Genomic DNA, 14,922 nt, shown 5'->3' on the forward strand with positions numbered 1-14,922 from the left:
GCACCGCCATGTGCGCGGCCTGCGCGGCCCGGTGCTGGGCGCAGCCTCAAGACGACACATTAGATCTTGCAGGCTGAATTTTTATTGTTGCAATGTTCTGTCTACTTCTTGCGTGCCCATGTCGACGATATTACGGTCCCCCACGCGTCGTTACCGCCCCCTGCCTACCCCCACTCCCCTTGAGCCCGTCCTTCCCTCTCTGGCGGCGTCAGCGGCACAGTTCCGGCATTTCGTGATGAAAGGAGTGACAAGTGTTCCATTCCATCCGAGATCTGAGACGCGCCCTCGTCTGGGCGGTCAGCACCGCGATGCTGGCTGCCGTCGGCGTCGTCGCGCTGGCCGTCCAACCCGCCTGGGCGGCGGCCGCCGCCACTGGCGGCAGCGGCGCGAGCCTGCCGTACGTCGAGGTGCAGGCGGAGAATTCCGCCACCAACGGCACGCCCATCGGCCCGAGTTACACCCAGGGCCAGTTGGCTGACGAGGCGTCGTACCGCAAGGCGACGACGCTGCAGGGCACCGGCAAGTACGTCACGTTCACCACGCCGGTGGCCACCAACTCGATCAACTTCCGCTACAGCATCCCCGACACCTCGAACGGCTCGGTCTACACCGCCGCGCTGTCCCTGTACATCGACGGCGTCAAGCAGCCCGACTTCACCCTGACCAACGCCTACAGCTGGTACTACGGCAGCTACCCCTTCACCAACTCGCCGGGCAGCAACCCGCACCACTTCTACGACGAGGCCCACCGCCTGTTCTCCACCACCTATCCGGCGGGCACGACCTTCAAGCTCCAGGTCGACGCGGGGGACACCGCCTCCTCGTACACGCTCGACTTCGCCGACTTCGAGCAGGTCGGCGCCGCCCTGACCGCACCCTCGGGCTCGGTGTCGGTGACCAGCAAGGGCGCCGACTCCACCGGTGTGAGCGACGCGACCAGCGCGTTCAACGCCGCGATCAGCGCGGCCGGCCCCGGCGGCACCGTGTGGATCCCGCCGGGCACCTACAACATCCCCGGCCACATCAGCGTCAACAACGTCACGATCGCCGGCGCCGGCATGTGGTACTCGACCGTCATCGGCACGGCCCCCGGCTTCTACGGCAAGTCTGCGCCCTCGCCGAGCACCGGTGTGCGCCTGCAGAACTTCGCCATCTTCGGCAATGTGCAGGAACGCGACGACAGCGCCCAGGTCAACGGCATCGGCGGCGCGATGAGCGACTCGACGGTCTCCAGCCTGTGGATCGACCACATGAAGGTCGGCGCCTGGATGGATGGTCCGATGGACGGCCTGACCTTCACCGGCCTGCGCATCCGGGACACCACCGCCGACGGCATCAACTTCCACGGCGGCGTCACCAACTCGAAGGTGACCAACAGCGACATCCGCAACACCGGCGACGACGGCATCGCCACCTGGGCGGACTCCGGCATCGGTGCCGACGCCAACGACACGATCTCCAACAACACCGTGTCCCTGCAGATCCTCGCCAACGCCATCGCGATCTACGGCGGCCACGACAACACCGTCAGCGGCAACCGGGTGGTGGACACCGGCCTCGCCCAGGGCGGCGGCATCCACGTGGGGCAACGCTTCACGTCGACGCCCGTCGGCACCACCACGATCTCCGACAACACCATGATCCGGGCCGGCAGCCTCGACCCGAACTGGCAGTTCGGCGTGGGCGCACTGTGGTTCGACGGCAGCCAGGGCGCGATCACCGGCCCGATCAACGTGACCAACGCGCTGATCCAGCAGAGTCCGTACGAGGCGGTCCAGTGGGTCGAGGGCACCATCAGCGGTGTCAACCTCACCAACGTGACCATCGCCGGCACCGGAACCTTCGCCTTGCAGGAACAGACCGGCGGCGCCGCCAAGTTCACCAACGTCACGGCGACCGGCGTCGGTTACTCGTCCCCGGTGTACAACTGCTCGGGCGGCAACTTCGTCGTCACCGACGGCGGCGGCAACTCCGGCATCAGCGGCACGCCGTACTGCGGCGGTTGGCCGGCTCCGGTCTACCCGCCCTACCCGGCCGAAGGCGTGACGGCCACCCCGGGCGCGCTGAACTTCGGTTCCGTCGCGACCGGTTCGACGAGCGGCGCACAGACCGTGACGGTCTCCAACCCGACCAACACCGTCGCGTCCGTCTCGTCGATCTCCACCAGCGGCGACTACTCCCAGACCAATACGTGCGGCTCGTCGATCGCGGCGAACAGCTCGTGCACCGTCAGTGTGAAGTTCGCGCCGACGGTGACCGGCAGCCGTAGCGGATCCCTGTCCGTGACCGCGGGCGGGGTCACCAACACGGTCAGCCTCTCCGGTACCGGCACCGCGCCGGGCCCGGTGCTGAACACCGACCCGGCGAGCCTGTCCTTCGACGGCACGGTGGTCGGTTCGTCGGCCACCGCGCAGACGGTGAAGGTGACGAACTCGGGCACCGCGTCGGTGACCGTCTCGGGGGTCTCGGCTTCCGGTGACTTCAGCCAGACCAACAACTGCTCCACCCTCGCGGTCGGCGCGTCCTGCACGGTGAGCGTCGGGTTCAAGCCCACCGCGGGCGGATCCCGCGCGGGCAGTCTGACCGTCACCAGCAACGCCAACAACAGCCCGACCACCGTCTCCCTGACCGGCACAGGCATCGACAGCACCACCAATGTCGCCGCGGGGAGGCCGGCGTCGGCGAGTTCGAGCTCCAGTCCGTACGTCGCCTCGAACCTCACCGACACAGACGCCTCGACGTACTGGGAGAGCGCGAACGGTTCGTTCCCGCAGTGGGCCCAGGTCGACCTCGGCCAGAACTATGGCGTCGGCAAGGTCGTGCTCAAGCTCCCGCCGGCGACGGCGTGGTCGGCTCGCACGCAGACCCTGTCGGTGCAGGGATCCACGGACGGCTCCAGTTTCTCGACGATCAAGGCATCGGCCGGGTACACCTTCGACCCGAACACCAACAACAACACGGTGACCATCACGTTCAACGCCGCCACGGCGAGATACGTGCGGGTGAACATCACCGCCAACACCGGGTGGAACGCCGCTCAGTTGTCGGACTTCCAGGTGTTCCCCAGCTCCGGCGGCTCCTCGCCGGCGACCTTGTCGACCAGTCCGACGTGGTTGTCGTATCCCACCCAGGCGCTCAACACCACGAGCAGTGCGCAGACAGTCACGGTGACCAACATCGGAACCGCCGCTGCGACCGTCTCCGGCATCACCGTCACGGGCGACTTCTCGCAGACCAACAACTGCGGGACGTCGATCGCGGCGAACGCCTCCTGCACGGTGAACGTCACGTTCAGGCCCACCGCGTCCGGCACCCGCACCGGGGACCTCAGCATCGCCAGCAACGCGTCGAACGGCACGGCCACGGTCGCGCTGACCGGCACCGGGGCCGGCACGGTGAGCAGGAACCTGGCAGCCGGCGCGGCCACCACCGAGTCCAGCCACACCGACGTGTACGCGTCGTCGAACGTGACGGACGGCAACCAGGGCTCCTACTGGGAGAGCGCCAACAACGCCTTCCCCCAGTGGGTCCAGGTGGACCTCGGTTCCGCGCAGAGCGCCAGCAGCGTCGTCCTCCAGCTCCCGGCGGCCTGGGGCGCCCGCAACCAGACGCTGTCGCTGTCGGGCAGCACCGACGGCTCCGCCTTCACCACCATCAAGTCGTCGGCCCCGTACACCTTCGACCCCGCCACCAACAACACGGTCACCATCACGTTCACCGCGACCACCCAGCGATATGTCCGGGTGAACATCACGGCGAACAACGGCTGGCCGGCCGGTCAGATCTCCGAGTTCCAGGTCTGGAACACCTGATTCGACCCGATGGTGCCGCCGAGCGCGGGCGCGCTCGGCGGCACCGACCACCGAAGAGGAGTCCCGATGGGTGTGACACGCAGAGTCTTCTTACGGGCCGCGCTCGCGGCCACCGCGGTGGGAACCGTAGGAGCCACCGAGACCGTACTCGCCCAGACCGCGTCGGCGGCCAGCCCGCCGGGTGACGTGGTCGGCAAGATCACCGTCGGCTACCAGGGTTGGTTCGCCTGCATCGGCGACGGCGCGCCCATCAACGGCTGGTGGCACTGGACCCAGAACTGGAGTCAGCCGCCGTCCCGCAACAACACCGGCATCAGTTGCTGGCCCGATGTGCGGGAGTACACCAACACGTACCAGACGTCGTACGCCGCCCTGGGCAACGGCCAGCCCGCCAAGCTGTTCTCCTCCTACGACCAGCAGACGGTGAACACGCACTTCCTGTGGATGCAGCAGAACAACATCGACACCGCGGCACTCCAGCGCTTCAACCCCACCGGCGGCGAAGGCCCCACCCGCGATGCCATGGCGACCAAGGTGCGCAGCGCCGCGGAGTCGTACGGCCGGAAGTTCTACCTCATGTACGACGTCTCCAACTGGACGAACATGCAGTCCGAGATCAAGACGGACTGGACGAACAAGATGTCCGCGCACACCACGTCCTCGGCGTACGCGAAGCAGAACGGCAAGCCGGTCGTCTGCATCTGGGGCTTCGGCTTCAACGACCCCAACCACCCCTTCACCCCCGACGCCTGCCTCGACGTCGTCAACTGGTTCAAGGGACAGGGCTGTTACGTCATCGGAGGCGTCCCGCGCGAATGGCGGACCGGCACCGGGGGCTCGCAGCCCGGCTTCCTGGGCGTCTACCACGCCTTCAACATGACCTCGCCGTGGATGGTCGGCGCCATCGGCAACGTGACCGAGGCCGACAACGCCTACACCACCTACACCGTCCCCGACCAGGCCGACTGCAACGCCAACGGCATCGACTACCAGCCCTGCGTTCTGCCCGGCGACGTCTCCGGGCGCCAGCGCGCGCACGGCGACTTCATGTGGCGGCAGTTCTACAACGTGGTCCGGGCCGGGGTGCAGGGCATCTACATCTCGATGTTCGACGAGTACAACGAGGGCAACCAGATCGCCAAGACCGCCGAGACCCAGGCATGGGTGCCCACCGACTCCGGATTCCTCGCCCTCGACGAGGACGGCATCACCTGTTCCTCCGACTACTACCTGCGCCTGACCGGCGACGGCGGCCGCATGCTCAAGGGCCAGATCGCGCTGACCGCCACCCGCCCCACCCAGCCGACCGTCCCCACCGGCGGTGACACCACACCGCCCGCCGCGCCGGGTGCCCTGACCGTCACCGGACACACGAGCAACTCCGTCTCGCTGGCCTGGAACACATCAACCGACAACGTCGGCGTTACCGGCTACCGGATCCTTCAGGTGTCCGGCTCGACCAGCACGCAGGTGGGGACCACCAGCTCAACCTCTCTCAGTGTCACCGGACTCGGCGCGTCCACCGCGTACACCTTCGACGTCGTCGCCTTCGACGCGGCGGGAAACGTGTCGCAACCCTCCAACCAGGTCACCGTCACCACCGACCCCCCTTCCGGCACCACCAACCTCGCCCTCCACCGCCCCACCTCGGAGAGCAGCCACACCCAGACCTACGCCTCGGGCAACACGACCGACGGCGACACCAACACCTACTGGGAGTCCGCCAACAACGCCTTCCCGCAGTGGGTCCAGGTCGATCTGGGCGCCGCGACGGGCGTCAAACGGATCGTCCTCAACCTTCCCCCGGCCAGCGCCTGGGCCACCCGCACCCAGACCATCTCCGTTCAGGGCGGCACGGACGCCGGTACCTCCAGCCAACTCCTCGCCCCGGCGGGCTACACCTTCAACCCGGCGACCGGCAACACCGCGACCCTCACGCTCCCCGCCACCGTCACCACCCGCTACGTACGACTCACCTTCACCGCCAACAACGGCTGGCCGGCCGGGCAGGTCTCGGAGTTCCAGGTCTTCGGCGTCTGATGAACAGAGGCCCTCGACCTTACGGCCGCGGTCTGCGCTGGGGCGAACTCTCCGGCTTGCACCGACACCGCCTCTCAGCAGCCGCACGCGGACGGCTTCCACCTGGGGGAGTGGGAGGCGTAGTCGACGTCTACGCGCCGGGCCCAGACGCCGTCCGCCGTACACCGCTCCAGGAGGGCGGCCAGCGGTTCGACCAGTCCGGCCACGACCGTCGTGGCGGGCCCGTTGACCGCGGCCACCGAGAGACCGTCCCCGTCCGCGAACCGCTCACGCACATCGGCGGCCGACAGGGCGACGACAGCCATGCCGCACAGCCCGGACAGCTCCAGCAGCGCCCGCCCGCGTAGGACGACGACCCTCACGGCGTCCTCCAGGGACAGCGCCCCGGCCACACACGCGGCGGCGATCTCGCCCTGCGAGTGCCCGATCACGGCGGCCGGCCGCATGCCCTACGAGCGCCACAGCTCCGCCAGCGACATCATCACCGCGAAGAGCACGGGCTGCACCACGTCGCCCCGCTCCATAGGAGGCGCACCTGGCACTCCCCGCAGTACCTCCACGACATCCCAGCCCGCCACCTCGCGAATCGCCTCGGCACACTAACCGAGCCGCCGCGCGAACTCAGGAGACGAACCAAGGAAGGAGGAATGACGCGGCGCGAGACGGTACACCACCAGCGCAGCGCTGAGCGAAGCCTTTGAAGGCAGCACCACTCCCTCTTCATCCCACGCCTTGAAGATGGCCGCGTAGAGAGCCTTCAGCCTTCGGTCCTCTGCCTCGTACTCGTCTTGGCCCGGGAGCAGTTCGGGACTCCCTCCCCCCACTGCTTTGCCAGTGCTCTGCGAAACTCCAGGCTCCGTACAGGGGCCTTCAGAAGTTCCCGTGCCGTCCATACTTCTAGAGATCTTTAACGGTGCGGGTTACGTCGGGTCGTGACGGCTCCCGTGGGATGCACTGTGCCGGGAAGGTGAGGTATACCGATGGCGGTGGGCTGACGGCCGAGGAGCGGGCTCGGCGTGAGCAAGTGCGGTTCGAAGCCGCTGATCTGATCGAGGCCGGGGCCAGTGACCGGGAGGTGGCCCCGGTGGTTCAAGGTGACCCAGATGTCGGCGAACCGGTGGCGGCGTGCGTTGGCTTCGGGCGGTCGGCAGGCTTTGGCCTCCAAGGGTCCCGGCGGGGCGCGCGGGAGGGCGACTTGGAACAGGCGCTCGTCATGGGCGAGCGCGCCCTCGAAGGCGAGCGCCAGTCCGTCCCTTCGCTCATCATGACGAGCCGCGAGCTGGCAGCCGAGATGAGGAGTGCCCACCCGCCACGTGCTTCCGGGCCGACTCGGACCCAGCGTGCCCGACGGGTCGGCACGGTCCCTGCGACTCTCCCGGCTACGCTCGCGCGGGAGCGCCCCGCAGCGCGTGGCTGCGGGGCGCCTAGTGGGGATTAGTCGACCATCTGCCCGTCGTACATACCGCCCCGGCAGGTGTTGGTCGCCCAATTGACTGTTCCCCCGCCCTGCTCGCACTCACCCGGGGTGAGGCTGGCGGCGGTGGCGGTGGCGGCGCCTGTGAGGCCGAGTCCGGCGAGAGCTGCCGTGGCGATGACGGCGGCGAGGATTCGTCGAATGCGCATTTGGTTCCCCTTTCACGGATTGCCTCAATTGGGGCACTAGTCAGCTTGACCTTCACCCATTTGGGTGGCACGCCATGTTGCGCCATTCGGGTGATATCGCTGTCGGGTGCGGGGGCGGTGACGCGACCCGTCAGGCAGGCCCTAGGAGATCTCTAACGGTGCGGGTTACGTCGGGTCGTGACGGCCCCCCTGAGATGCGCTATGCCGGGAAGGTGAGGTATACCGATGGCGGTGGGCTGACGGCCGAAGAGCGGGCTCGGCGTGAGGCGGTTCGAAGCCGCTGATCTGATCGAGGTCGGGGCCAGTGACCCGGAGGTGGCCCGGTAGTTCAGGGTGACCCGGATGTCGGCGAACCGGTGGCGGCGTGCGTTGGCTTCGGGCGGTCGGCAGGCTTTGGCCTCCAAGGGTCCCGGCGGGGCCCGCTACAACCTGGACACGGGACAAATCCGGGTGCTGGAGGCGGTGCCGGACGCCGGTCCTGCCGCCTCCGGCTGGAGTGACCAGTGCTGGACGCTGGTACGCCGGAGCCCCGCACTCCTCGTGGACGGGCTCGACACCGCGTACGCGCGTCAGCTGGTGGCAGGGCTCGTCGGGTCGACCGACCGCTGACCGCACGCCTATGCGCACAGAGTCTTCCGCTCCCGAGCCGGACCGCTGAGGTTCTGAAACAGTGCATCGGTTCAGCCGGGCGAGACCGCGTCGGTCGGCGCTGGCTCATTTGCGTGGGCTGCCTGCTCAGTCGGAGCGGAAGAACGGCTGGACGCTCGCGGAGGGAGCCGGGCACGCCGGTCCCGATCGCCTCCACCGTTTGCTGAACCGGCATCAGCCTGGGCGCCCTCCCCGCACGCTGACCCCGCGGCTTCCCGGGCGGCGCCCCGGGGTCTCCATCGCCGCTTCGCGGTGATCCCAGGCGCACGCTGATGGCGTGCTGTTGATCTGCCGCCGCGCACCGGCGGGTGTGGTCGTGGAGCCGCTCTCATTCCGTCGGGGCTGGGCTCCAACCGGACCCTGCGCGCCCGGCCAACTCATCCGGACACACCGACGGTTGTTCGCAAGCATGAATAAGAATCACGTACCCATCTATTGACGAGTCCATAGCAAGCGCTTACGTTCCCCTTCGAGAACTTTGGAAAGCGCTTTCTCTTGCATGGCACCCCTGGTCACGGACGAACCTGGAGGCAGAACGATGCAAGTGAGACCCGTCATCGCGTGTGTAAGCCTGCTGGCCGGCGCACTCGTCGCGCTGTCCGGCACCCCGGCCCAGGCCGCGAGCACCACCCAGTACGTTTCGCCGAGCGGCACCGACAGCGCGGCCGGCACGCAGTCCGCCCCGACGACGCTCACCACGGCGATCAGCCGCATCGCATCCGGCGGCACCATCTACCTGCGCGGCGGAACGTACAACTACTCCTCGACGATCACCATCCCGGTGGGCAACAACGGCACATCGAGCGCCCGTACCACCCTGTCCGCCTACCCGGGCGAGACCCCGGTGCTGAACTTCTCTGCGCAGAGCGAGAGTTCGTCGAACCGTGGGCTCCAGCTGAACGCCAACTACTGGCGTCTGTACGGCATCACTGTCCAACGCGCCGGCGACAACGGCATCTACGTCGGCGGCAGCAACAACGTCATCGAGCGGACGGTGACGGCGTACAACCGCGACACGGGACTGCAGTTGGGTCGGATCTCCTCAGCACTCCCAGCAGTCAGTGGCCGTCGAACAACCTGATCGTGAGCTCGGAGTCGCACGACAACGCCGACTCCGACGGCGAGGACGCCGACGGCTTCGCCGCGAAGCTCACCACCGGCACCGGGAACGTCTTCCGTTACGACGTCTCCCACAACAACATCGACGACGGCTGGGACCTGTACACGAAAACCGACACCGGCGCGATCGGCCCGGTGACCATCGAGTACTCCCTGTCCTACAAGAACGGGACTCTGAGCGACGGCACCGTGAACTCCAACGGCGACCGCAACGGCTACAAGCTCGGCGGCGACGACATCGCGGTCAACCACGTGGTCCAGCACGACATCGCCTACGGCAACGGTCACCACGGATTCACGTACAACAGCAACCCGGGCAAGATGACGATCTCGAACAACGCGAGCGTCGACAACGCCCAACGCAACTTCTCCTTCGACGCGGGCACTTCGGTCTTCCGGACCAACACCTCGTGCCGCTTCAGCGTCAGCGGCTCGAACGACAAGACCATCGGAGACGCCGACAGCTCGAACCAGTTCTGGACCGGCACGAACGGCTCTCGCTGCTCCTCCTACAGCGGCACCCTGGGCTGGTCCTTCGCTTCGGACGGGCACCTCGCCGTGACCTTCGGCGGCAAGGTCGTGACGCCGTAACCACGACCGAGGCGGGGGCTGGGCGCTTGCGTTCCGCAGATGAGCGAATGACGTGTCCAGCCCCCGCTTCAGCACTGCATGGCGCAGATACGGTCGCCGGTGAGGGTGAGGACGTAGCGGCCCGTCCCGAGGCTGATGCCGTTGGGGGAGTGCAGGTAGGCGCCGAACGCCGGCTGACCGTTGGCTCGTGTCGGGATGAGGTCGAACCTGCGATCTGCGCGGAAAATGCCGGCGCAGAAGCGGGCCACGACGTCTCGGCCCTGGTATTCGAAGGGCGTCGGTGGCATCGACATGAAGACGTCGTCGGGGAGAAGGGCCACAAGTGCGTCCAGGTCGGCGGACTCCCATGCGCGGACGAATTTCGCCACCATCGCATCATCGGAGGGTGAGTCGGAGGCGGGCGGCGGTTCTCGGTCGTCGGTCGTGGGACGTCGGTGTCGCTGGCCGGCACGCGTTGAGGCACCGGTTGATGGCGATCTGGTACAGCCAGGTACGCAGCGAGGCGCGTCCCTCGAACCCTGCCGGCCGCCTGGCCAGGCGGCCGGCAGCGTGTATTGCAGGACGTCCTCGGCGTCCTGGAACGATCCGAGCATCCAGTAGCAGTGCACGTGCGGCTCCCGGCGGAGCTGGACGGCGACATCGTCATATACGTCGGCACCCGGCTCGTGCACACCCTGATGGAGCACGACCGCGTCGGCGAACTGCGGCTCACAGTGTTCTCGGTCGTGCTCTGGGCCGGCGAGCGCCTCTTCGGCGAGGCCAGCGACAAGAAGCCCCTGCGTCTCGTCCACGCGGGAACTTTCACTGGGCTCAGGCGCGCTCGCCTGCCCGGGAGGGGGCGACCGCACGTCTCGGGCCTCCGATCGAAATCGGTCATGCCCCTTCACCCATTCGGAGGAATGGGGCGCGCGGGCGGTGCCGTGACCGGCAACTGTTGTAGTCCGAATGGGGGAAGATCCCGAAGGGAGACGCCATGTGTATCCGCCGAAGTCTCGGACTCGCGATCGCCACAGCAACCCTCGCCGGACTCAGCCTCACCGGCGTCGCTACTGCGCAGGTCAGCACACCCCACACCAGCGTCACCCCCGAACAGTGCTGGCAAGGGGGCGGAACGGTGAGCAGTAGACCGTACGCCGGCGAGTACTGCTCGGGCGGCACGTACAGCAACAGCCCCATAGCGTGACACGGGCGATCCGGCGGGCGCCCGCAGCCGCGTGCTGAGGGACGCTCGCGTCCACAAGCGCCTCCGTGGGGGACCGCCCTCCACGGGGCACGCTGGTGGGACCGGAGGGCGGCGAGTTCGTTGTCCCGAACTTCGTCGCCGGCCGCTCCGCCAACAGTCCGTTCTACGACGCCGACAGCCACGCGCGGTAGCGCCGCAGTGCCCGTCGCTGCAGACGCTGCTCGGCGAGAAGGGCGTACGCGGGGCGGGTGTGGGGCTTGGGACGGCTTCCGCGGGCGATGCGGCGCAACTGGTGACGGACCTGCGCCATGCTCGCGGCGGAAGCGAGGGACTCGTCGGACCAGGTCACCGGCCGCAGCTGCCGGTCAGCCTCGCGGCCGTGGCGCCAGCGGTCGGGCAGGTCCGGGGTGACGGCGAGGGCGGTGCCCATCCCGACGAGTGCCACGCCACTGGTGAGGACCCGTTCTGCGGTGTCGCGCCGGGTGATGCCGCCGGTGAGCATCAGTGGGAGAGGACTGGTCTTGACCAGGTCCTTCGCGAGGTCCAGGAAGTACGCCTCACGGGCCTGGGTGCGCGCATCGGCGGGACGGCCGGACATCGCGGGGCTCTCGTAACTGCCGCCGGACAGTTCCACCAGGTCGACGCCGAGCGATTCGAGCATCGCGATCACCTGCCGAGCATCGTCGGCGTCGAATCCGCCCCGCTGGAAGTCCGCGGAGTTGAGCTTCACCGCGACCACGAAGGACGGCGAGACGGCGGCGCGCACGGCCCGGACGACGTCCAACAGCATCCGAGCCCGGTTCTCCAGGGACCCGCCCCACTCGTCGGTGCGTCGGTTGACCAGCGGGGACAGGAACTGTGAGAGCAGGTAACCATGCGCGGCGTGGACCTCCACACCGTCAAACCCCGCCTTCTCGGCGCGGTGGGCCGTGACCGCGTACCGCGTCACAGTGGCCTCGATCTGCTCGGGGGTCATGGCGACAGGGCGACCGAAACGGCTGCTGTGTTTTCCCAGGTCGACCCCCACCGCGGACGGGCCCCACACGACGCCGGGCATGTCTGCCTGGATCTGGCGGCCGGGGTGATTGATCTGCATCCACATCGCTCCGCCGCCGGACTTGCCGGCCTTGGCCCACTCGGTGAAAGGCTCCAGCGGCGCGGCATCGTCGAGTACGACGCCGGCGGGACCGGTCAGTGCCTCGGCGTGGACCATGACGTTGCCGGTGATCAGCAGTCCGGCGCCGCCGGTGGCCCATCGCCGGTACAGCGACAGCAGCTGCCCATCGGGCAACTGGCCGTCGCCGGCCATGTTCTCCTCCATGGCCGCCTTCGCGATCCGGTTGCCCAATACCTGCCCAGAGCGCAGGGTCAGCGGTGAGAAAAGCTCGCTGGCCATCCGGATTCTCCTCTCCATCGAATACAATGTGTGCACCGTTCACATTAGGCGGGCAATGTGCGCGGTGTAAACATGAGGGAGGGTGTTCCATGCCACAAGCGAATGACTCGTACCACCACGGCGATCTGCGCGCCGCCTGCCTGCGCGCCGCGCGGGAGCTACTGGAGGAGGACGGCAGCGCCGGACTGTCCCTGCGGGCGGTCGCCCGGCGGGCCGGTGTGTCGGCGACGGCCCCGTACCGCCACTACGCGGACCGCGACGCGCTCGTCTCCTCCGTTGCCGCAGAGGGCTACCGCGAACTCGCCGGGTACTTGACCGCGGCGCATCCCGCGCCCGCGACGCCTGACGATCTCACCGCGGTCGCCGTTGCCTACGTCCGATTCGCGCTCGATCACCCGGCGATGTTCCGGGTGATGTTCGCGGAGCCCTGCGATCCGGGCAACGAGGAGCGGGTGCAGGCGACCGCCGCCCTGTCGGAGTACGTCCGTGGCATCGTCCGGGGCGCCTTTCCCGACGCCGATCCGGACGCGCTGTCGACCACGGTGTGGGCCCTGGTCCATGGCTTGGCCTTCCTGCACCTGGACGGCAAGCTCGACGCGTCGACCCCCGAGGTGGTCGCCGACCAGGTCCGCACAGCCGTCCACGCGCTGTTCACCGCCTCCCCGGTGGCGTCGCAGGCGGCAACCGCACCGCCCGAGCGGGCCAGGCCGTAGCGGTTCCCGGGTGGTACAGGGAACGGCCTGACGGGCGGGCCGGGCAGGCAGGGCGGTCGGCATCGGCGATGGGTGAGCGCATGGCGACGGTCGTCGGTGAAGTGGACAGCGGGGTGCCGCAGAGCGCGGCGAGAATGCCGCCCGACCCGAGGTGACGACGACCGCGTCCCGGCTCCTCGGGCGGTGGTGCGCAACGATCCAGCAGAGCGACGTGGTCGTACGCGTTCCAGCGCGGATCCTGGCCCAGCGGCTGCTGGAATCCGATCGCCTCCGCGACGAGTTGCGCCGTTTCGCGTTGGCGCGCGAGGGTGCCCGACACGAGTCCCACTTGGGCTATGCGCTGTTGAACTGTCCGCGGATATCGTCCGACGCCATGTCGATCACGGGATGGCGAGTGCACGCGACTCGCCGGGAGCAGGCGTGGCCGCGCGAGGCGATGGCGCTCATGCGGGAGTTCAGTGCCCTGTTCGCCGGCCTTGACCAGCGGTTGGACGAGTGGGGCCTGCCGGAGAGCCGGCCGTTTCCGGCCGGCCCGAAGGGCGAGTACGACGGTGGGCCTCGCGGTCAACGTCATCGACTGCTGACTGGCGCCGCCCCGCAGCGCGTCACAGCGTCGCAGTCGTCCCTTCCCCGGACGCGCTGCCCGCGAGCCACTGGTCCCATCCCAGGTTGAAGTCGGCGTAGCCGTTGTCGGCCGGGGCCTTGGCACGGGGCGAGCCGGTGATGGTGACGGGGTCGCCCTGTTTGACCTGGCCGTAGAACCACTTGGCGTCCGACATGGACAGATGGACGCAGCCGTGCGAGCCGCGGGCGCTGCCGCTGCCCGGGTTGGGGTCGCCGGTCGAGTAGTGCACGTACGTGCCGGACTGGGTCAGGTGCACGTCCCAGGGCAGCGTCAGGTCGTAGTAGTTGGGGCTGCCCTTTTCGCAGCTGATGCCGACGCTGCAGGAGGTCATGTGGACCTTCTCCTGCTTGTCGATGACGGCCATCGTGCCGTTCCACGTCGGATACTGAGCGCTGCCCGCATTGATCGACAGGGTGCGCACCGCCTTGCCGTTCCGGGACACCTTCATGGTGTGGCCGGTCACCGAGACGTCCGCGCGCACGTCGTCGCCGATGTTGAAGGTGTGCGTGTAGTTGTGCACGCCGTAGCGCCCGTTGCCGTTGCTGACGCCGTTTATGTCGGCGTCGATCTTTACCTTCGTACCGGAGGGCCAGTACGTCTTGGGTCGCCAGTCGGCGCGCTTGTCGCCCATCCAGTGCCAGGCACCGGCCACCGGTTGGGAGGCGCTCACCTTCATGTGCTTCTCGACCGTGGCCCGTGCTTTTGCCGCCACCGGGTTCGTGAAGATCACTGAGATCGGCATGGCCACGCCGACCGTGGTGCCCGTCTGCGGGGTGATCGTCTCCAGCAGCATCGGCGGGCCCGCGGGCTTCGTCGGTGACGGGGAGGCGCTCGCACTAGGCTTTCCCGGCGCCTTGGCGTCGTCCCCGCTCGCCTTGTCACTGCCGCCCCCGCCGCAGGCACTCGCGCCCACCAGCATCACACTCGTGACGAATGCGATCCCTATGCCGCCCTTGCGCCGTCCCACGATCTGCCCCGCTCTCTCGCACTTCGGCCCTGACGGGCCCGACTCCCTGTCAGACAACGATGACGTGGGCCGCAGTTGCGTGCGCCGCGTAAAGCGTGTCTCAAGATTCGGTGCGCACCGCCGGATCGGGGGCGACGAGGGGCGCGACATCCTGCCTGCTGCCTGCCGACTTCGCTCGATCACGGCCGTGGTGTCCGCGCAGCAA

The 14,922-nt window shown here is 68.2% G+C and carries 8 protein-coding genes and 5 pseudogenes; 8 read left to right on the forward strand and 5 right to left on the reverse strand.

Annotation, left to right across the window (positions count from 1 at the left end; genetic code table 11):
• Window positions 1–251 precede the first annotated feature (251 nt).
• A complete protein-coding gene (locus tag OG798_RS51605; protein WP_328759746.1) occupies window positions 252–3,812 on the forward strand; it encodes a choice-of-anchor D domain-containing protein in 3,561 nt (1,186 codons plus the stop codon).
• Between the two features lie 66 nt (window positions 3,813–3,878).
• Window positions 3,879–5,852 (forward strand): galactose-binding domain-containing protein, encoded by a 1,974-nt coding sequence (locus tag OG798_RS51610; RefSeq protein ID WP_328759748.1) that lies wholly within the window; start codon window positions 3,879–3,881, stop codon window positions 5,850–5,852.
• 75 nt (window positions 5,853–5,927) lie between these two features.
• Here the strand turns inward: OG798_RS51610 and OG798_RS51615 are convergent.
• Window positions 5,928–6,451: pseudogene (locus tag OG798_RS51615) on the reverse strand (acyltransferase domain-containing protein); the annotation flags it as partial.
• 368 nt (window positions 6,452–6,819) lie between these two features.
• Between OG798_RS51615 and OG798_RS56905 the strand changes: the two are divergent.
• A pseudogene (locus OG798_RS56905) lies at window positions 6,820–7,036 on the forward strand (helix-turn-helix domain-containing protein); the annotation flags it as partial.
• 250 nt (window positions 7,037–7,286) lie between these two features.
• Here the strand turns inward: OG798_RS56905 and OG798_RS51620 are convergent.
• Window positions 7,287–7,475 (reverse strand): hypothetical protein, encoded by a 189-nt coding sequence (locus OG798_RS51620; RefSeq protein WP_095850208.1) that lies wholly within the window; start codon window positions 7,473–7,475, stop codon window positions 7,287–7,289.
• 212 nt (window positions 7,476–7,687) lie between these two features.
• On the opposite strand from OG798_RS51620, the pseudogene OG798_RS56910 reads away from it, so the two are divergent.
• The 3 pseudogenes from OG798_RS56910 to OG798_RS51635 form a co-directional block, all read left to right on the forward strand.
• Window positions 7,688–7,997: pseudogene (locus tag OG798_RS56910) on the forward strand (helix-turn-helix domain-containing protein); the annotation flags it as partial.
• A 148-nt stretch (window positions 7,998–8,145) separates the two neighbouring features.
• Window positions 8,146–8,295: pseudogene (locus OG798_RS51630) on the forward strand (IS701 family transposase); the annotation flags it as partial.
• Window positions 8,296–8,751: 456 nt separating this feature from the next.
• A pseudogene (locus tag OG798_RS51635) lies at window positions 8,752–9,833 on the forward strand (right-handed parallel beta-helix repeat-containing protein); the annotation flags it as partial.
• A 68-nt stretch (window positions 9,834–9,901) separates the two neighbouring features.
• Here the strand turns inward: OG798_RS51635 and OG798_RS51640 are convergent.
• Entirely contained in the window at window positions 9,902–10,204 is a 303-nt protein-coding gene (locus OG798_RS51640; RefSeq protein WP_328759757.1) for a nuclear transport factor 2 family protein, read from the reverse strand.
• Window positions 10,205–10,806: 602 nt separating this feature from the next.
• On the opposite strand from OG798_RS51640, the gene OG798_RS51645 reads away from it, so the two are divergent.
• Window positions 10,807–11,016 (forward strand): hypothetical protein, encoded by a 210-nt coding sequence (locus OG798_RS51645; protein WP_328759759.1) that lies wholly within the window; start codon window positions 10,807–10,809, stop codon window positions 11,014–11,016.
• Window positions 11,017–11,179: 163 nt separating this feature from the next.
• Here OG798_RS51645 and OG798_RS51650 read toward each other — a convergent pair whose 3' ends face one another.
• Entirely contained in the window at window positions 11,180–12,412 is a 1,233-nt protein-coding gene (locus tag OG798_RS51650; RefSeq protein WP_328759761.1) for an NADH:flavin oxidoreductase/NADH oxidase family protein, read from the reverse strand.
• A gap of 89 nt (window positions 12,413–12,501) precedes the next feature.
• Between OG798_RS51650 and OG798_RS51655 the strand changes: the two genes are divergently transcribed.
• Window positions 12,502–13,125: a TetR/AcrR family transcriptional regulator gene (locus tag OG798_RS51655; RefSeq protein WP_095850204.1), complete on the forward strand. Its 624-nt coding sequence runs from the start codon at window positions 12,502–12,504 to the stop codon at window positions 13,123–13,125.
• 605 nt (window positions 13,126–13,730) lie between these two features.
• On the opposite strand, the gene OG798_RS51660 is transcribed toward OG798_RS51655, so the two are convergent.
• Entirely contained in the window at window positions 13,731–14,669 is a 939-nt protein-coding gene (locus OG798_RS51660; protein WP_328760206.1) for a L,D-transpeptidase, read from the reverse strand.
• Window positions 14,670–14,922 lie beyond the last annotated feature (253 nt).

Origin of the sequence: Streptomyces sp. NBC_00271 (assembly GCF_036178845.1) — a bacterium.
Classification (GTDB): domain Bacteria; phylum Actinomycetota; class Actinomycetes; order Streptomycetales; family Streptomycetaceae; genus Streptomyces.